Genomic DNA, 16,978 nt, shown 5'->3' with positions numbered 1-16,978 from the left:
CGTTCCGGACCTGCTCGATTTTTTCTGAGAGGCCCCGCTGGGGGGCGCGTTGATGTGTACGGGCGCGTGCCACGGCGTGTGGGATACGTGTCCGAATCCGCCTCGTGTGTCAATCGGTGTCCGTTGTGGCGCAACAGAGATGACCTGAATGCCGGGATCGTCGCGAATGTCGCCAGCTCACTCCCCCGGGTGATCTGCCGCTTACCCATAGTCCGTTCGGGCCATTCAAGATTGGGCCCGAAGGGGGTGTTGCGCTGTGCCCACCTTCCGTAACGTCCTCAACTGGCGGCGGTGAATATGCCGCTGCCGCCGTGGGGGAGCCTCGATTCGGGAGAGGACGGCGCCGGTATGGGCTGGGTAACCGACTGGAGTGCGCAGGCTGCCTGCCGCACTACCGATCCGGACGAACTGTTCGTTCAGGGAGCAGCGCAGAACAGGGCCAAGGCGGTGTGCACCGGATGTCCGGTGCGGACCGAGTGCCTGGCCGACGCGCTGGACAACCGCGTCGAGTTCGGCGTGTGGGGAGGCATGACGGAGCGGGAGCGCCGCGCACTGCTGCGCCGGCGGCCCACCGTGACCTCCTGGCGCCGACTTCTGGAGACGGCGCGGACGGAGTACGAGCGAGGGGTCGGCATCGTGTCCCTCGACGACGACGAGATCTACGAGAACTACGCGGCGGTGGGCTGAGTCGGCTGCGGGTTGAGTCGGCCGTGGGCTGAGTCGGCGGTGGGCTGAGTCGTCCGGGGTCGTCCCCGGACACGGATGACCGGGACGCGAAGGTCCCCCTCGGTCAGGCGCCCGTCTCGGGCAGCTCGGGCCGGTCCGTCGCGAGACGGACGCCGATGTCCCGCAGGCCCGCGAGGTCGTGCACGTCGCCGGGCAGCGCGGCCACTTCGGTGACCGCCACCTCGGGATGGCGCGCGGTGAAGCGGTCACGCGTGCGCTGCTCGCGGGCGAGCAGCTGCATCCGGTCCGCGTGCAGCCTCAGCAGGCCCGCGGTGAGCTGGTCGACGGATCGCTCCGGCGTGCCGTCCGGCGTGCCGTCCGGCGCGAGGTTCGTCGAACCGTCCGTTGTGTCGTCCGTTGCACCGTCCGTCGAACCGTCCGTTGTGCCAGGAGCCTCGGGAGAGGGCTCGGGAGGAGACTCGGGAGAGTCTGAACTGCCGTACGTGTCGGGAGAGTTACGAACTCCAGCTTTCCCGCCGTCCTGATCCACAATGCGGGGATCCTCAAGATTTTCCCCGGCGAGACTTTCCGCGGCGGCGAGCGCCCGCTCGGCCGACAGCCGGTCGGCGCCGCTGCCGTGGACGCGGTTGAGGACAAGGCCGGCGAGCGGCATGTCCTCGGCCGCCAGCCGCTCCACGAAGTACGCGGCCTCGCGCAGTGCGTCCCGCTCCGGGGCCGCGACCACCAGGAACGCCGTCCCGGGTGCCTGGAGCAGCTTGTACGTCGCGTCCGCACGCGTGCGGAAGCCGCCGAACATCGAGTCCATCGCGGCCACGAAGGTCTGCACGTCCTTGAGGAACTGCCCGCCCAGCACCTTCCCCAGGACGCCCGTCATCATCGACATGCCGACGTTCAGGAACTTCATGCCGGCCCGGCCGCCGACCTTGGCCGGGGCCAGCAGGAGGCGGATCAGCTTGCCGTCCAGGAAGGACCCGAGACGCTTGGGGGCGTCCAGGAAGTCCAGCGCCGAGCGCGACGGCGGCGTGTCGACGACGATGAGGTCCCAGTCGTCCCGCGCCCTCAGCTGACCCAGCTTCTCCATCGCCATGTACTCCTGCGTGCCCGCGAAGCCCGCCGAGAGCGACTGGTAGAAGGGGTTGCCCAGGATCGCCGCCGCCCGCTCGGGATCCGCGTGCGCCTCGACGATCTCGTCGAAGGTGCGCTTCATGTCGAGCATCATGGCGTGCAGCTCACCGCCCGCCGAGTCGTCGACGCCCTTCACCCGGCGCGGGGTGTTGTCGAGCGAGTCGATGCCCATGGACTGGGCGAGCCGCCGGGCCGGATCGATGGTGAGGACGACCACCTTGCGGCCCCGCTCGGCCGCGCGCAGCCCCAGGGCCGCCGCCGTGGTCGTCTTGCCGACCCCGCCCGAGCCGCAGCACACCACGATGCGGGTCTTCGGATCCTCCAGCAGAGGGTCGACGTCGAGCACACGCGCGGGGGAGAGGCGCCGCGCGCCCTCCTGGTGACGCGCGGCCGGGTCCGGGCTCGGGCTCATGCGATCCCCTGCTTCCGCAGCTCGGTGGCCAGTTCGTACAGGCCCGCCAGGTCCATGCCCTCGACGAGCAGCGGGAGTTCGTGCAGCGGCAGGCCCAGCTCGCCGAGGACGCCCCGCTGCTCCTCCTCCAGCGCGTACCGCTCGGCGTACTCCTCGGCCTGCGCCAGCAGCGGATCCACCAGCCGCTCGGCGTGCCCGCCCCGACGCGCCCCGCCGAGCCCGGCACCGGACAGGGACCGGGCGAGTGCCGTACGCGGTGTGCTCCGTACGAGTTCCAGCTCGGTGGCGTCCAGCACCTCGGGCCGCACCATGTTGACCATGACCCTGCCCACCGGGAGCCGCGCCGCCCGCAGCTCGGCGATGCCGTCCGCGGTCTCCTGGACCGGCATCTCCTCCAGCAGCGTCACCAGGTGCACGGCGGTCTCCCGCGATTTCAGCACCCGCATCACGGCCTGCGCCTGATTGTGTATCGGGCCGACCTTCGCGAGACCGGCCACCTCGTCGTTGACATTGAGGAACCGCGTGATGCGGCCGGTCGGCGGGGCGTCCATGACGACGTAGTCGTACGCGAACCGTCCGCTCTTGTCCTTGCGCCGCACCGCCTCGCACGCCTTGCCGGTCAGCAGGACGTCTCTGACACCCGGCGCGATGGTGGTCGCGAAGTCGATCGCCCCGAGCTTCTTCAGCGCCCGCCCGGCGCTGCCCAGTTTGTAGAACATCTGGAGGTAGTCCAGAAGCGCCAGTTCGGGGTCGATGGCGAGGGCGTACACCTCCCCGCCCCCGGGAGCGACGGCGATCTTCCGCTCCTCATAAGGCAGCGCCTCCGTTTCGAAGAGCTGCGCGATGCCCTGGCGACCCTCGACCTCGACGAGAAGCGCGCGCTTCCCCTCGGTGGCCAGGGCCAGCGCGAGGGCCGCGGCCACCGTGGTCTTGCCGGTTCCGCCCTTGCCGCTGACGACCTGGAGCCTGCTCACGTATTCGAGCGTAACCAGTCCGCGCGCCGAGTACGCCCGCGGCTGTGGACAACGTCGCCGCGGTCGGCCCGCGGACGGGCTCCGGGCAACGGCTAGAGTCGGCCACATGACCAAGTGGGAATACGCAACCGTGCCGCTGCTCGTCCATGCCACGAAGCAGATTCTGGACACCTGGGGCGAGGACGGCTGGGAGCTCGTCCAGGTCGTGCCCGGGCCGAACAACCCCGAGCAGCTCGTGGCCTACCTGAAGCGGGAGAAGCAGGCATGAGCGCCGTCGAGGCGAAGCTGGCCGAGCTCGGCCTGACGCTGCCCGAGGTCGTCCCGCCGCTGGCCGCGTACCAGCCGGCCGTGCAGTCCGGCCCGTACGTCTACACCTCGGGCCAGCTGCCCATGGTGGAGGGCAAGCTTCCGGTCACCGGCAAGGTGGGCGCCGAGGTCACGCCGGAGGAGGCCAAGGAACTGGCGCGCACCTGCGCGCTGAACGCCCTGGCCGCCGTGAAGTCCGTCGCCGGTGACCTCGACCGCGTCGCGCGCGTGGTGAAGGTCGTGGGTTTCGTCGCGTCCGCGTCCGACTTCACCGGCCAGCCGGCCGTGATCAACGGTGCCAGCGAGCTCCTCGGTGAGGTGCTGGGCGACAAGGGCGTCCACGCCCGCAGCGCGGTCGGCGTGGCGGTACTGCCGCTGGACGCGCCGGTGGAGGTCGAGGTCCAGGTGGAGCTCGTCCAGGCGTAGACGCGAGGGCGCGGGCGTGTTGCCGGGCCGGCAACAAACCTCGCCCTCCTCGCTCCGGGCCCGCAGGATCGGGTGCGGCGCCCCGTACGGGACGCGGCCGGCCGTGTTCGCCGGCTCCGCCCCGTACGGACGCCGAACCGACCGCGTGCGCAGGAGGAACCATGCCGCAGGAGCCCGTGACCGCTCGACGCCCTCTGACCCCTCACCGGGCCGTGCACCGTCTGGTGCCCTCGCCGGCCGGCCGGATCCACCTGGTGGAGCAGGGCAGCGGGCCGCTGGTCCTGCTCGTCCACGGCTTCCCCGAGTCCTGGTACTCCTGGCGCCGCCAGCTCCCCGCGCTGGCCGCCGCCGGCTTCCGCGCCGCCGCGATCGACGTGCGCGGCTACGGGCGCTCCTCCAGGCCCGACGCGGTGGCGGCGTACCGGATGCTCGACCTGGTGGCGGACAACGTCGCCGTGGTGGAGGCGCTGGGTGAGCGGTCCGCCGTGATCGTCGGCCACGACTGGGGCGCGACCATCGCCGCGCACTCCGCGCTGCTGCGGCCCGACGTGTTCCGCGCGGTCGGCCTGCTGAGCGTGCCGTACACCCCGCCGGGCGGACCGAAGCCCAGTGAGGTCTTCGCCGGCATGAGCGACCCGGCCGGTCCCTTCGCCGGGCAGGAGTTCTACGTCTCCTACTTCCAGGAGCCCGGCCGGGCCGAGGCGGAGATCGAGCCCGACGTACGCGGCTGGCTCGCCGGCTTCTACGCTGCCCTGTCCGCCGACACCATGCCCGCCCCCGAGGCACCCGACCCGCACTTCGTCGCCCCCGGCGGCAGGCTGCGCGACCGGTTCCCGTCCGGCGGACGGCTGCCGTCCTGGCTGACCGAGGAGGAGCTGGACGTCTACGCCGGGGAGTTCGAGCGCACCGGTCTGACCGGCGCCCTCAACCGCTATCGCAACATGGACCGGGACTGGGCCGACCTCGCCGATCACCGGGGTGCCCCGATCACCCAGCCGTCCCTGTTCCTCGGCGGCGGCCGGGACGCCTCCACCACCTGGCTGTCCGACGCGATCGAGGCGTATCCCACCACCCTGCCCGGCCTGACCGCCTCGCACCTGCTCGACGGCTGCGGTCACTGGCTCCAGCAGGAGCGCCCCGAGGAGACGAACCGGCTGCTCACCCAGTGGCTGACCGACCTGCCCTCCTGACGCCCGTCCGGCCCCGGGAGCCCCTCGAACATCCGCCCGTCACCGGATAGCCTCCGGCCATGGCGAACGGTCAGGCGAACGATCAGGCGGGTGCTCGGACGGGTGCTCGGGCGGGTGCTCAGGCGAACGGTCAGTGGTACCCCCCTGAGTGGCCGGACCGCATCCGCGCACTGGCGGCCGGCGACCTCACCCCCGTCACCCCCAAGCGCGCGGCCACCGTCATGCTCCTGAAGGACGCCGGTACCGGCACCGCGGTGCACATGCTGCGGCGCCGGACCTCCATGGCGTTCGCCGGGGGCGCGTACGCCTACCCGGGCGGCGGGGTCGACCCGCGCGACGACGACCGTGTCATCGGCTGGGCGGGCCCCACGCGCGCGTGGTGGGCGGACCGGCTCGGCGTCGACGAGGCGGGCGCCCAGGCGATCGTCTGCGCGGCCGTACGGGAGACGTACGAGGAGGCGGGCGTCCTGCTCGCCGGCCCGACCGGGGACTCGGTGGTCGGCGACACGACCGGCGCGGACTGGGAGGCGGACCGTGCCGCCCTGGTCGACCGTGAGCTGTCGTTCGCCGAGTTCCTGGACCGCCGGGGCCTCGTCCTGCGCTCCGACCTGCTGGGCGCCTGGGCCCGCTGGATCACCCCGGAGTTCGAGTCCCGGCGCTACGACACCTGGTTCTTCGTGGCCGCCCTCCCCGAGGGGCAGCGCACCCGCAACGCCTCCACGGAGGCCGACCGCGCGGTGTGGGTCACCCCGGCCGAGGCGGCGGCCGGGTACGACAAGGGCGAGCTGCTGATGATGCCGCCGACCATCGCGACCCTGCGCGCCCTCGCGGCGTGCGGTACGGCGGCCGAGGCGCTGGCGTCGGCTCCGGGCCGCGACATGACGCCCGTGCTGGCCCGGGCACGGCTCGTGGGCGGCGAGATCGTGCTCTCCTGGCCGGGGCACGACGAGTTCACCAAGCACGTCCCGAGCACGGACACGGCCGCGCCTTCCGGTCCGGCGCCGGCGACACCTTCCGACCCGACCGGAGGAGCCTCCGCATGACGGACGCAGCAGCACTGCCCGGACAGCCGCGCGGCGGCGTCCTGTCGGGCCCGGCCACCGCGCGCGCGGTGAACGTCCTGGCGCCCAACGCCTCCGCGATGACCCTGGACGGCACGAACACCTGGATCCTCGCCGAACCCGGCTCCGAACTGGCCGTCGTGGTCGACCCGGGCCCTTTGGACGACATTCACCTGCGGCATGTCGTCGAGACGGCCGAGCGGGCGGGCAAGCGCGTCGCGCTGACGCTCCTGACGCACGGTCACCCGGACCACGCGGAGGGCGCCGCGCGCTTCGCCGAGCTGACGCGGACGAACGTACGGGCCCTGGACCCGGCGCTGCGGCTGGGCGGCGAGGGGCTGGCCGCCGGTGAGGTGATCGAGGTCGGCGGGCTGGAGCTGAGGGTCGTACCGACCCCCGGGCACACGGCCGACTCCCTGTGCTTCCATCTCCCGGCCGACGGGGCGGTCCTGACGGGCGACACCATCCTGGGCCGCGGTACGACGATGGTGGCCCACCCCGACGGCCGTCTCGGCGACTACCTGGACTCACTGCGCAGGCTCAGGTCGCTCACGGCCGACGACGGGGTGCACACGGTGCTTCCGGGGCACGGTCCCGTCCTGGAGGACGCGCAGGGCGCCGTGGAGTACTACCTCGCCCACCGCGCCCATCGCCTCGCCCAGGTCGAGACGGCCGTCGAGGACGGCTACGGGACGCCGGGCGAGGTCGTCGCCCACGTGTACGCGGACGTCGACCGCTCGCTGTGGCCGGCGGCGGAACTGTCGGTGCGGGCGCAACTGGAGTACCTGGGTGAGCACGGGCTCATCCAGCTGCCCGACTGAGATGTCTGCCTGACGGGCTGACGGACGTCTGCCTGACGGATGTCTTCCCGACTGACGTCCGTCAGCGGGAGCGCTTGGCCAGCCGCTCCACGTCCAGCAGGATCACCGCGCGGGCCTCCAGGCGGAGCCAGCCGCGCTGGGCGAAGTCCGCGAGCGCCTTGTTGACCGTCTCGCGGGACGCGCCGACCAGCTGGGCCAGCTCCTCCTGCGTCAGGTCGTGCACGACGTGGATGCCCTCCTCGGACTGCACGCCGAAGCGGCGGGAGAGGTCCAGCAGGGCGCGGGCGACACGGCCGGGGACGTCCGAGAAGACGAGGTCGGACATGGCGTCGTTGGTCTTGCGCAGGCGGCGTGCGACGGCGCGCAGCAGTGCGGTGGCCACCTCGGGCCGGACGTTCAGCCAGGGCTGGAGGTCGCCGTGCCCGAGGGCCAGCAGCTTGACCTCGGTCAGCGCGGTGCCGGTCGCCGTGCGCGGGCCCGGGTCGAACAGCGACAGCTCGCCGATCAGCTCGCTGGGGCCGACGACGGCCAGCATGTTCTCGCGTCCGTCGGGGGACGTGCGGTGAAGCTTGACCTTGCCCTCGGTGACCACGTAGAGGCGGTCTCCGGGGTCCCCCTCGTGGAACAGGGTGTCGCCGCGGGCGAGGGTCACCTCACTCATGGAGGCGCGGAGCTCCGCGGATTGCTCGTCGTCGAGCGCCGCGAAGAGCGGGTTGCGCCGCAGAACGTCGTCCACGAGTTCTCTCCTTGTCGACCGGCTCAGAGGATCTTGTTCCCCCGGTGTACCAGGGGTCCGTGGTGCCCATTTTGCCGGACAGTCCAAACAGTGTGATCTGTCACAAGGATGCCGCACTGGTGTCCTGGGGTACGCGGCAGGGGTCCAATTGGACGCCGATCTTCGGGGTCCGGGGCAGATGTCGGTGCCGGGCCGTAGGCTGGCCGGGTGTCCAAATCGCCGGTGAGAGCACAGGCCGAGGGGGCTGCGCGGGTGGGTGTACGTCGCGATTCCGCCGTGGGCGAACAGAGCCCCGATGGCGGTAGGAAAACGGCGAAAGCGACAAAGAAGGCGGCACCTGCCAAGAGGGTGACTGCGGAGAAGGGTGCCGTGAAGAAGAACGACGAGAAGAACCCGGCATCCGCCAAGAAGACGGCATCGGCCAGGAAGGCCACACCCGCCAAGAAGGCCGCACCCGCCAAGAAGACGGCATCGGCCAAGAAGGCCGCACCCGCCAAGACGGCGCCAGGGAAGAAGGCGGCCTCGGGCGGCAAGAGCGCGGCGCCCGTCAAGAAGCAGGCGCCCGCCAAGAAGCCCGCCGTCGCCCCGAAGAAGGCCACCGCCGCCGTCAAGGGCGTCGCCCCGGCGAAGACCGTCGCCCCGACGACACCGCGCGGCGAGTCGCGCACCGCGCTGGTCCGCCGCGCCCGCCGCATCGACCGCGAGCTCGCGGAGGTCTACCCGTACGCGCACCCGGAGCTGGACTTCGAGAACCCGTTCCAGCTGGTCGTGGCCACGGTTCTGTCCGCCCAGACCACCGACCTGCGCGTCAACCAGACGACGCCCGCCCTCTTCGCCAAGTACCCCACCCCCGAGGACCTGGCCGCCGCCGACCCCGAGGAGGTCGAGGAGATCCTGCGCCCGACCGGCTTCTTCCGGGCCAAGACCAAGTCGGTCATAGGCCTGTCCAAGGTCCTGGCGGAGGACTTCGGCGGCGAGGTCCCCGGGCGCCTCGAAGACCTCGTCAAACTGCCCGGCGTCGGCCGCAAGACCGCCTTCGTCGTGCTCGGCAACGCGTTCGGCCGGCCCGGCATCACCGTGGACACGCATTTCCAGCGCCTGGTGCGCCGGTGGCAGTGGACCGCCGAGACCGACCCGGACAAGATCGAGGCCGCCGTCGGCGCGCTCTTCCCCAAGAGCGACTGGACGGACCTCTCCCACCACGTGATCTGGCACGGCCGCCGGATCTGCCACGCCCGCAAGCCCGCCTGCGGCGCCTGCCCCATCGCCCCGCTCTGCCCGGCGTACGGCGAGGGCGAGACGGACCCGGAGAAGGCGAAGAAGCTGCTGAAGTACGAGAAGGGCGGGTTCCCCGGCCAGCGTCTGAACCCCCCGCGGGCCTACCTGGAGGCGGGCGGGAAACCAGCGCCGCCGCTGGGGGCGGCCGGGTGACGGAACGATCTCGGTGGCGTCGGGCGTTGGAATCGGCAGAACGGGGGTGGCGATGACTCGGGCGAGCGACACGCAGCGGCACATCCGGGGCGGGATCCTCAGCAAGGAGGGCCTGCCGGGCTGGCTGGAGCCGGTGGTGCGGGCGGTCGACACGGTGCGGCCCGACCAGTTGAGCCGCTTCCTGCCACCGGAGGACGGAGCCGGGCGCCAGTCCGCCGTCCTGATCCTCTTCGGCGAGGGCGAGGCCGGTGGCGGCCCCGAGCTGCTGCTCATGGAGCGGGCCGGTTCCCTGCGCTCGCACCCCGGTCAGCCGGCCTTCCCGGGCGGCGCCCTCGACCCCGACGACGGAGATCCGCAGGGCGACGGGCCGCTGCGGGCCGCCCTGCGCGAGGCCGAGGAGGAGACCGGGCTCGACCCGGCCGGCGTGCAGCTCTTCGGCGTCCTGCCCAAGCTCTACATCCCGGTCAGCGGCTTCGTCGTCTCACCGGTGCTGGCCTGGTGGCGCGAGCCCACCCCGGTGGGCGTCGTCGATCCGAACGAGACGGCGCGGGTCTTCACCGTCCCCGTGGCGGATCTCACGGACCCCGCCAACAGGGTCACCACCGTTCACCCGAGTGGTCACCGAGGTCCGGCATTCCTGGTCGAATCGGCGCTCGTGTGGGGCTTCACCGCCGGCATCATCGACCGGTTGCTGCACTTCGCGGGCTGGGAGCGGCCCTGGGACAGGGACAAGCAGGTCCCGCTGGACTGGCGGTCATGACAGGGTGACCGGTGTGAGCGTAGGACGACAAGGCGGGGCCTGAATCAGTGAACGTGCTGGACATCCTGTTGCTGCTGGCCGCCGTCTGGTTCGCGATCGTCGGCTACCGCCAGGGCTTCGTCGTCGGCATCCTGTCGGTGACCGGTTTCCTCGGCGGCGGGCTCGTCGCCGTCTATCTGCTCCCGGTGGTCTGGGACGCCCTGACGGACAACGCGGAGGTGAGTACGACCGCCGCCGTCGTCGCGGTCGTCGTCGTCATCGTCTGCGCCTCCGTCGGCCAGGCCCTGACCACGCACCTCGGCAACAAGCTGCGCCGGTACATCACCTGGTCCCCGGCCCGCGCCCTGGACGCCACCGGCGGCGCCCTGGTCAACGTCGTGGCGATGCTCCTGGTCGCCTGGCTGATCGGCTCCGCCCTGGCCGGCACCACCCTGCCGACCCTCGGCAAGGAGGTCCGCAGCTCCACCGTGCTGCAGGGCGTCTCCCGGGCACTGCCCGCACGGGCCGACACCTGGTTCGCGGACTTCTCCTCCGTCCTCGCGCAGAACGGCTTCCCGCAGGTCTTCAGCCCGTTCTCCAACGAGCAGATCCCCGAAGTCCAGCCGCCCGACCCGGCGCTGGCGAACAGCCCGGTCGCCACCCGTGCCAAGGGCTCCATCGTGAAGGTGATGGGCACCGCCACCGACTGCGGCAAGGTTCTGGAGGGCACCGGCTTCGTCTTCGCCGAGCGCCGCGTCATGACCAACGCCCATGTCGTGGGCGGCGTCGACGAGCCCACGGTGCAGATAGGCGGCGAGGGCAGGAAGTACGACGCGACGGTCGTCCTCTACGACTGGCGGCGCGACATCGCCGTACTGGACGTGCCGGAGCTGAACGCACCCGCGCTGCGGTTCACCGACGAGGACGCGGCCCGCGACGACAGCGCGATCGTCGCGGGCTTCCCGGAGAACGGGGCGTACGACGTCCGAGCCGCGCGCGTGCGCGGGCGCATCACGGCCAACGGCCCGGACATCTACCACCGCGACACCGTCCGCCGCGACGTCTACTCGCTGTTCGCGACCGTCCGTCAGGGCAACTCCGGCGGCCCGCTGCTGACGCCCGAGGGCGAGGTCTACGGCGTGGTCTTCGCCAAGTCCCTCGACGACGCCGAGACCGGGTACGCGCTCACCGTGGACGAGATCCGTGAGGACATCGCCAAGGGCCGCACCGCGAACCAGCAGGTGGACAGCGACAGCTGCGCTCTCTAGGAACGGGCCCCGGGCGCGGGTCGCGCGGGCGTCAGCTCGGTCAGCTCACGCCGCGTGGATGGCGCAGGCGCACGGAGACCCAGCGGGCCCGGCGGCGCAGGATGCGCGGAATGCCCACCCGTAGGTCCGCACCCGCCAGTTGCGGGGTGCCTCCTCGTCGGTGGGTGCTGCTCATGCCGCTCGTGGAGCGGCCGTCGCGTGCTACGTCACTGTAGTCGTGCGTCCAGCCCATAACCGGACGTGTGCCCCCGCCCCAAGGTCGATAACCGTTCTCAAGGCCCCCAATTGGCCTATGCGCCGGGCAAGTGGCCGTTCATAGGACAAGCGTTCCGGTTCGAACACCAGGAGCGTTCGTTCGGTCACCGATCGGGTTCGGGATCCTTCAGCCAATTGATCAGTTCGGTGGAGAACGCGACCGGGTCCTCTTCATGCGGGAAGTGCCCGAGACCGTCGAACAGCCGCCAGCGGTAGGGCGCTTCGACGTACTGCCCGGACCCGGCCGCGCTCCGCGTCCGCATCACGGGGTCCAGCGAACCGTGCAGATGCAGGGTCGGCACGCGCACCGGCCGCTTCATACGGCGGTAGAACTGGATGCCGTCCGGGCGCGCCAGGGAGCGCACCATCCAGCGGTACGGCTCGACGGAGCAGTGTGCCGTGGAGGGGATGCACATGGCCCGGCGGTAGATCTCCACCGCCTCGTCGTCCAGGGGGCGCGGCCCCGACCAGTCGTGGATCAGCCGGCCGACCAGCGCGCCGTCGTCCTCGGTCAGTTGGCGCTCCGGGATCCAGGGGCGCTGGAAGCCCCAGATGTAGGACCCCGCCCGGGTCTGACGGACGTCTCCGAGCATCGCCGAGCGCCAGCGCCGGGGATGCGGCATGGAGGAGACCGCGAGCCGCCGCACGAGCTTGGGCCGCATCGCGGCGGCCGTCCAGGCCAGGTAGCCGCCCAGGTCGTGGCCGACCAGCGCGGCGTCCGGTTCGCCGAGCGAGCGGACCACGCCGGTGATGTCGAGGGCGAGGCCGGCGGGGTCGTAGCCGCGCGGGGTGCGGTCGCTGCCGCCGACGCCGCGCAGGTCCATGGCGACGGCGCGGAAACCGGCGTCCGCGAGTGCCACCAGCTGGTGCCGCCAGGTCCACCAGAACTGGGGAAAGCCGTGCAGCAGGAGTACCAGCGGCCCGTCACCCAGTTCGGCGATGTGGAAGCGGGCGCCGTTGGCGGCGACGTCCCGGTGCGTCACCTCGTGCCCGCCCGGGATGTCGTGCCGTACGACCGAGGTGGGTTGTTGCGCCGATGGGAATGGTCCCGAGGGGTGCCCAGAGGAGGCGTGCCCCGAGGAGTTGTGCCCCGTGGAGGAGCGCCCCGAAGGGGACTGTTCCGAGGGGGACTGTTCCGAAGGGGTGGAGGAGCCCGTCATGAGGACGAGCGTGCCACAGCCTCGATGGCTTCGGGGGACCGGTCCGCGGGCAGTTCCGGCCGCGGATGCGGCTTGGCGTTCTGCAGGACGCCCGCCGACTGCTTCACGGACGCGGCGACCTTCTGCGGGCCCTTGCCCTTCTTGGCCTTCTTCGCGAAGACGATGCCGATCAGCGCGAGGAGGGCCGCGAGGAGGACGTTCGCCGCGAAGGACAGCAGGAAGCAGACCGCCAGGTTCCACTCGCTCCAGGTCCGGATGGCGTAGGCCAGCGCGAAGCTCAGCATCGGCAGCGAGAACAGGAGAACGGCCCCGGCCAGCGAGAACGCGCCGCCGCTCGTCGCCCCGCGCTTGACGTCCTGCCTCAGCTGCGCCTTGGCCAGGGCGATCTCGTCGTGCACGAGCGCCGACATTTCGGTGGTCGCCGAGGCGAACAGCTGTCCGATGCTGCGTTCGGTGCCGACCGGGCTGCCGTCGGGTGCGCTCATCGCGGTCTCCCTCTTCTCCTGGCTCATCTGCGTACGGTTCCGTGGCTGTCGTGCGCCGCCCGCCAACTGCGGCCCCGACCGCGTACGGTCCGTCTTCTGTACCGTCTCGTCAGATCATGCCGGACGGTCGCCCTCATCGCCTGCCCCGCCGGTCACTTCGGCAAGCCCGTGGCGTTCCTGGGTCTTCTCCTGGGCGAGCCGACGGTGCTCGGCGGCCTTCTTCTCGAGGATGGCGGCCATGCGCAGGTGGTACGCCGGGTCGTCCTCCTCGTAGATGTCCGGGATGCCGCTGAGATCCTCGTCGCGCTCCTCGGCCTCGGTCATGCGCCGGTACTTGGCGTTCCGTACCTTCAGCAGCACCGTGGCCAGGAGCGCCGCTATCAGGGAGCCGGTCAGGACGGCGGCCTTGACCTGGCCGGTCATCGCCGTGTCGCCCTCGAAGGCCAGCTCGCCGATGAGCAGCGAGACGGTGAACCCGATGCCGGCCAGGGCCGCCACCGCGAACACGTCGGCCCATTCCAGTTCGTCGCTGAGCGAGGCCCGCGTGAAGCGCGCCGTCAGCCAGGTGCCGCCGAAGATGCCCAGTGTCTTGCCGGCCACGAGCCCGAGCACGACACCGAGGGTCTCCGGCTTGGTGAACACGTCGCCGAGCGCGCCGCCCGAGATCGCGACACCCGCGCTGAACAGCGCGAACAGCGGTACGGCCAGGCCCGCCGACAGGGGGCGCACGAGGTGCTCGATGTGCTGGCCGGGGGAGTGCTGCTCGCCCTCGCGGGTGTGGCAGCGCAGCATCAGGCCTATCGCGACGCCGGCGATGGTGGCGTGGATGCCGCTGTTGTACATCAGCCCCCAGATCACGAGGCCGAGCGGGACGTACACGTACCAGCCGCGTACGTCCTTGCGGAGCAGCAGCCAGAAGACGGCGAGACCGACGACCGCGCCGCCGAGCGCGGCGAAGTTGAGGCTGTCGGTGAAGAACACCGCGATGATCAGGATCGCGAACAGGTCGTCGACCACGGCGAGCGTCAGCAGGAAGGCGCGCAGGGCGCTCGGCAGGGACGTACCGATGACGGCGAGCACCGCGAGCGCGAACGCGATGTCGGTGGCGGTGGGCACGGCCCAGCCCGCCAGCGAGCCGCCGCCCGCGGTGGCGGTGACGGTGTAGACGAGCGCCGGTACGGCCATGCCGCACAGCGCCGCCACCACGGGGAGTGCGGCGGCCTTCGGGTCCTTCAGGTCACCGGCGACCAGCTCGCGTTTGAGCTCGATACCGGCGACGAAGAAGAAGATCGCCAGCAGTCCGTCGGCGGCCCAGTGCGCGACCGACAGGTCCAGGCCGAGGGCCTCGGGACCGAAGTGGAAGTGGCTGACGCTCTCGTAGCTGTCGCTCAGCGCCGGTATGTTCGCCCACACCAGCGCGGCGACCGCGGCGATGAGCAGCAGGACGCCGCCGACCGTCTCGGTGCGCAGGGCCTCCGCGACGTAGTTCCGCTCCGGGAGGGACAGGCGTCCGAAGGCTTTGCGGGGGGTGCGGGGCGCGGTCACAGGGAGAACCTCCGGTTGATGGGCAGCACGAAACGCTTGCCGACCAGACTTCCCGGCACACCATGAGAATCTTCGAGGGGACTTACTTCGAGGATCTTGTTGAGTCTCTTACGCGTTCCTTAGCCTACCTAAACTGCGGCGGGGGTGCCGGGTGATCTCCGTGACGGTGCGTAACGGGCCATTTCGCACGAAAAGGGCACCCGGCGGGGTTCTCGCCGGGTGCCCTCGGAGCGGGCGGTTCAGTCCTCGCTGGACGCCGCCGGGAGCTTCGTCTGGATGAGGTCCATGACGGTGGAGTCGGTCAGGGTGGTCACGTCGCCGAGCTGCCGGTTTTCCGCCACGTCGCGCAGCAGGCGGCGCATGATCTTGCCGGAGCGGGTCTTCGGCAGCTCCGCCACCGGCAGGATCCGCTTGGGCTTGGCGATCGGGCCGAGGGTGGCGCCGACGTGATTGCGCAGGTCGGCGACCAGGGTCTCGGTCTCCGCCGCCGAGCCGCGCAGGATCACGAAGGCCACGATGGCCTGCCCGGTCGTCTCGTCCGCCGCGCCGACCACGGCCGCCTCGGCGACCGACGGGTGGGAGACGAGGGCCGACTCGACCTCGGTGGTGGAGATGTTGTGCCCGGAGACGAGCATCACGTCGTCCACGCGGCCCAGCAGCCAGATGTCGCCGTCGTCGTCCTTCTTGGCACCGTCGCCGGCGAAGTACTTGCCCTCGAAGCGCGACCAGTACGTGTCGATGAACCGCTGGTCGTCACCCCAGATGGTGCGCAGCATCGACGGCCACGGCTCGGTGAGGACCAGGTAGCCGCCACCGCCGTTCGGCACCTCGTTGGCCTCGTCGTCGACGACGGTGGCGCTGATGCCGGGCAGCGCGCGCTGGGCGGAGCCCGGCTTGGCCTCCGTGACGCCGGGCAGCGGCGTGATCATCATCGCGCCGGTCTCGGTCTGCCACCAGGTGTCGACGACCGGGGTCGCGTCGGCGCCGATGTTCTTGCGGTACCAGACCCAGGCCTCGGGGTTGATCGGCTCGCCGACCGAGCCGAGGACGCGCAGGGACGACAGGTCGAACTTCGCGGGGATGTCGTCGCCCCACTTCATGAACGTCCGGATCGCGGTGGGCGCGGTGTAGAGGATGGAGACCTTGTACTTCTGCACGATCTCCCAGAACCGCCCCTGGTGCGGGGTGTCCGGGGTGCCCTCGTACATGACCTGCGTCGCGCCGTTGGCGAGCGGGCCGTAGACGATGTACGAGTGCCCGGTGACCCAGCCGACGTCGGCGGTGCACCAGAAGACGTCGGTCTCCGGCTTGAGGTCGAAGACCGCCCAGTGCGTGTACGCCGTCTGCGTGAGGTAGCCGCCGGAGGTGTGCAGGATGCCCTTGGGCTTACCCGTCGTACCGGACGTGTACAGGATGAACAGCGGGTGCTCCGCCTCGAACGCCTCCGGCGTGTGCTCGGCGGACTGCCGGTCGACGGTCTCGTGCCACCACTTGTCCCGGGAGTCGTCCCAGGCGACGTCCTGGCCGGTGCGGCGGACGACGAGCACGTGCTCGACGGTGCCGGCGCGCTCGGCGGCCTCGTCGACGGCCGGCTTGAGCGCGGACGGCTTGCCGCGTCGGTAACCGCCGTCGGCGGTGATGACGACGCGGGCGTCGGCGTCCTGGATGCGGGTCGCGAGGGCGTCCGAGGAGAAGCCGCCGAAGACGACCGAGTGGGCGGCGCCGATCCGGGCGCAGGCCAGCATCGCGATCGCCGTCTCGGGGATCATCGGCATGTAGACGGCGACCCGGTCGCCCTTCCGCACGCCCAGCTCCAGCAGGGCGTTGGCGGCCTTGGAGACCTCGTCCTTGAGCTGGGCGTAGGTGATGGCGCGGCTGTCGCCGGACTCGCCCTCGAAGTGGATGGCGACCCGGTCGCCGTTCCCGGCCTCCACGTGCCGGTCCACGCAGTTGTAGGCGACGTTGAGCTTGCCGTCCTTGAACCACTTGGCGAACGGCGGGTTCGACCAGTCCAGGGTCTCGGTCGGCTCCTCGGCCCAGGTCAGCCGACGGGCCTGCTCGGCCCAGAAGCCGAGCCGGTCGGCCTTGGCCTGTTCGTACGCCTCCGCCGTGACGTTGGCGTTCGCGGCCAGGTCGGCGGGGGGCGCGAACCTGCGCTCTTCCTTGAGCAGGTTGGCCAAGGATTCGTTGCTCACGACATCTCCCATTCTCAGGGTTGTCCGTTGTGTCCCAGGCCACAGCTCATCAGACCCGGGGGGCCGGTGACAAGGGTCGACGGGCAATTGGTTTAGACCTGTCTGGCGCGCTCGCCTGTCTTCGTGGCCAGTGGTCATCCGTACCCACGGACGCCGACGGCG

17 protein-coding genes are annotated in these 16,978 nt (G+C 71.2%); 9 read left to right on the top strand and 8 right to left on the bottom strand.

The window, feature by feature from the left end; genetic code table 11:
- Positions 1-348 precede the first annotated feature (348 nt).
- Positions 349-687, top strand: coding sequence for a transcriptional regulator WblA (gene wblA, locus ACIQ6R_RS34895; protein WP_404186017.1), 339 nt, complete (start codon positions 349-351; stop codon positions 685-687).
- 103 nt (positions 688-790) lie between these two features.
- Here the strand turns inward: wblA and ACIQ6R_RS34890 are convergent, their stop codons facing one another.
- Together ACIQ6R_RS34890 and ACIQ6R_RS34885 are read right to left on the bottom strand one after the other, a co-directional pair.
- Entirely contained in the window at positions 791-2,224 is a 1,434-nt protein-coding gene (locus ACIQ6R_RS34890) for an ArsA family ATPase (protein ID WP_404225860.1), read from the bottom strand.
- Positions 2,221-3,198 (bottom strand): ArsA-related P-loop ATPase, encoded by a 978-nt coding sequence (locus ACIQ6R_RS34885; protein WP_404225858.1) that lies wholly within the window; start codon positions 3,196-3,198, stop codon positions 2,221-2,223. Before ACIQ6R_RS34885 ends, ACIQ6R_RS34890 begins: the two co-directional genes overlap by 4 nt.
- A gap of 106 nt (positions 3,199-3,304) precedes the next feature.
- Here ACIQ6R_RS34885 and ACIQ6R_RS34880 point away from each other — a divergent pair, with 106 nt between their 5' ends.
- The 5 genes from ACIQ6R_RS34880 (at position 3,305) to ACIQ6R_RS34860 (ending at position 7,002) form a co-directional block, all read left to right on the top strand.
- Positions 3,305-3,466, top strand: a complete 162-nt coding sequence (locus tag ACIQ6R_RS34880; RefSeq protein ID WP_003975360.1) for a DUF4177 domain-containing protein — start codon at positions 3,305-3,307, stop codon at positions 3,464-3,466.
- Complete coding sequence (locus tag ACIQ6R_RS34875; protein WP_375923950.1) at positions 3,463-3,930, top strand: RidA family protein; 468 nt, start codon at positions 3,463-3,465, stop codon at positions 3,928-3,930. Before ACIQ6R_RS34880 ends, ACIQ6R_RS34875 begins: the two co-directional genes overlap by 4 nt.
- 161 nt (positions 3,931-4,091) lie before the next feature.
- Entirely contained in the window at positions 4,092-5,120 is a 1,029-nt protein-coding gene (locus tag ACIQ6R_RS34870) for an alpha/beta fold hydrolase (protein ID WP_404225856.1), read from the top strand.
- Between the two features lie 59 nt (positions 5,121-5,179).
- Positions 5,180-6,163: an NUDIX hydrolase gene (locus tag ACIQ6R_RS34865; RefSeq protein ID WP_404225855.1), complete on the top strand. Its 984-nt coding sequence runs from the start codon at positions 5,180-5,182 to the stop codon at positions 6,161-6,163.
- Positions 6,160-7,002: an MBL fold metallo-hydrolase gene (locus tag ACIQ6R_RS34860; RefSeq protein WP_404225853.1), complete on the top strand. Its 843-nt coding sequence runs from the start codon at positions 6,160-6,162 to the stop codon at positions 7,000-7,002. The genes ACIQ6R_RS34865 and ACIQ6R_RS34860 overlap by 4 nt, the downstream gene beginning before the upstream one ends.
- A 61-nt stretch (positions 7,003-7,063) precedes the next feature.
- On the opposite strand, the gene ACIQ6R_RS34855 is transcribed toward ACIQ6R_RS34860, so the two are convergent.
- Positions 7,064-7,738 carry a Crp/Fnr family transcriptional regulator gene (locus ACIQ6R_RS34855; protein WP_003975365.1) on the bottom strand — a complete coding sequence of 225 codons (675 nt, stop codon included), beginning with the start codon at positions 7,736-7,738 and terminating at the stop codon, positions 7,064-7,066.
- 369 nt (positions 7,739-8,107) lie between these two features.
- Between ACIQ6R_RS34855 and nth the strand changes: the two genes are divergently transcribed.
- The 3 genes from nth to ACIQ6R_RS34840 are packed head-to-tail and all read left to right on the top strand — an operon-like array spanning position 8,108 to position 11,176.
- The gene (gene nth / locus ACIQ6R_RS34850; RefSeq protein ID WP_404225852.1) at positions 8,108-9,169 is read left to right on the top strand and encodes an endonuclease III; all 1,062 of its coding nucleotides are present in this window, start codon (positions 8,108-8,110) and stop codon (positions 9,167-9,169) included.
- 52 nt (positions 9,170-9,221) lie between these two features.
- Entirely contained in the window at positions 9,222-9,929 is a 708-nt protein-coding gene (locus ACIQ6R_RS34845; protein WP_404186001.1) for an NUDIX hydrolase, read from the top strand.
- Between the two features lie 47 nt (positions 9,930-9,976).
- Positions 9,977-11,176, top strand: a complete 1,200-nt coding sequence (locus tag ACIQ6R_RS34840) for a MarP family serine protease (protein WP_404185999.1) — start codon at positions 9,977-9,979, stop codon at positions 11,174-11,176.
- 40 nt (positions 11,177-11,216) lie between these two features.
- Here the strand turns inward: ACIQ6R_RS34840 and ACIQ6R_RS34835 are convergent, their stop codons facing one another.
- The 5 genes from ACIQ6R_RS34835 to acs all read right to left on the bottom strand — a co-directional run bounded on the left by ACIQ6R_RS34835 (position 11,217) and on the right by acs (position 16,816).
- Positions 11,217-11,408, bottom strand: coding sequence for a hypothetical protein (locus ACIQ6R_RS34835; protein ID WP_404185997.1), 192 nt, complete (start codon positions 11,406-11,408; stop codon positions 11,217-11,219).
- Positions 11,409-11,535: 127 nt separating this feature from the next.
- A complete protein-coding gene (locus ACIQ6R_RS34830; protein ID WP_404225851.1) occupies positions 11,536-12,591 on the bottom strand; it encodes an alpha/beta fold hydrolase in 1,056 nt (351 codons plus the stop codon).
- Positions 12,588-13,076: a phage holin family protein gene (locus ACIQ6R_RS34825; RefSeq protein WP_404186043.1), complete on the bottom strand. Its 489-nt coding sequence runs from the start codon at positions 13,074-13,076 to the stop codon at positions 12,588-12,590. The genes ACIQ6R_RS34830 and ACIQ6R_RS34825 overlap by 4 nt, the downstream gene beginning before the upstream one ends.
- A gap of 114 nt (positions 13,077-13,190) precedes the next feature.
- On the bottom strand, positions 13,191-14,621 hold the full coding sequence (gene nhaA / locus ACIQ6R_RS34820) for a Na+/H+ antiporter NhaA (protein WP_404225849.1): 1,431 nt from the start codon (positions 14,619-14,621) through the stop codon (positions 13,191-13,193).
- 239 nt (positions 14,622-14,860) lie between these two features.
- The gene (gene acs / locus ACIQ6R_RS34815; protein WP_404225847.1) at positions 14,861-16,816 is read right to left on the bottom strand and encodes an acetate--CoA ligase; all 1,956 of its coding nucleotides are present in this window, start codon (positions 16,814-16,816) and stop codon (positions 14,861-14,863) included.
- Positions 16,817-16,978 lie beyond the last annotated feature (162 nt).

Origin of the sequence: Streptomyces sp. NPDC096048 (assembly GCF_044763415.1) — a bacterium.
Lineage (GTDB): Bacteria > Actinomycetota > Actinomycetes > Streptomycetales > Streptomycetaceae > Streptomyces.
This window is presented reverse-complemented; position numbering and strand designations above follow the sequence as displayed.

Excerpts from the sequence above, each read along its gene's own strand:
- ACIQ6R_RS34875 (WP_375923950.1), top strand. The coding sequence starts at position 3,463 with ATGAGCGCCGTCGAGGCGAAGCTGGCCGAGCTCGGCCTGACGCTGCCC.
- ACIQ6R_RS34835 (WP_404185997.1), bottom strand. The coding sequence starts at position 11,408 with ATGGGCTGGACGCACGACTACAGTGACGTAGCACGCGACGGCCGCTCC.
- ACIQ6R_RS34865 (WP_404225855.1), top strand. The coding sequence starts at position 5,180 with ATGGCGAACGGTCAGGCGAACGATCAGGCGGGTGCTCGGACGGGTGCT.
- ACIQ6R_RS34830 (WP_404225851.1), bottom strand. The coding sequence starts at position 12,591 with ATGACGGGCTCCTCCACCCCTTCGGAACAGTCCCCCTCGGAACAGTCC.
- wblA (WP_404186017.1), top strand. The coding sequence starts at position 349 with ATGGGCTGGGTAACCGACTGGAGTGCGCAGGCTGCCTGCCGCACTACC.
- ACIQ6R_RS34845 (WP_404186001.1), top strand. The coding sequence starts at position 9,222 with ATGACTCGGGCGAGCGACACGCAGCGGCACATCCGGGGCGGGATCCTC.
- ACIQ6R_RS34870 (WP_404225856.1), top strand. The coding sequence starts at position 4,092 with ATGCCGCAGGAGCCCGTGACCGCTCGACGCCCTCTGACCCCTCACCGG.
- ACIQ6R_RS34860 (WP_404225853.1), top strand. The coding sequence starts at position 6,160 with ATGACGGACGCAGCAGCACTGCCCGGACAGCCGCGCGGCGGCGTCCTG.
- ACIQ6R_RS34825 (WP_404186043.1), bottom strand. The coding sequence starts at position 13,076 with ATGAGCGCACCCGACGGCAGCCCGGTCGGCACCGAACGCAGCATCGGA.
- ACIQ6R_RS34890 (WP_404225860.1), bottom strand. The coding sequence starts at position 2,224 with ATGAGCCCGAGCCCGGACCCGGCCGCGCGTCACCAGGAGGGCGCGCGG.
- ACIQ6R_RS34880 (WP_003975360.1), top strand. The coding sequence starts at position 3,305 with ATGACCAAGTGGGAATACGCAACCGTGCCGCTGCTCGTCCATGCCACG.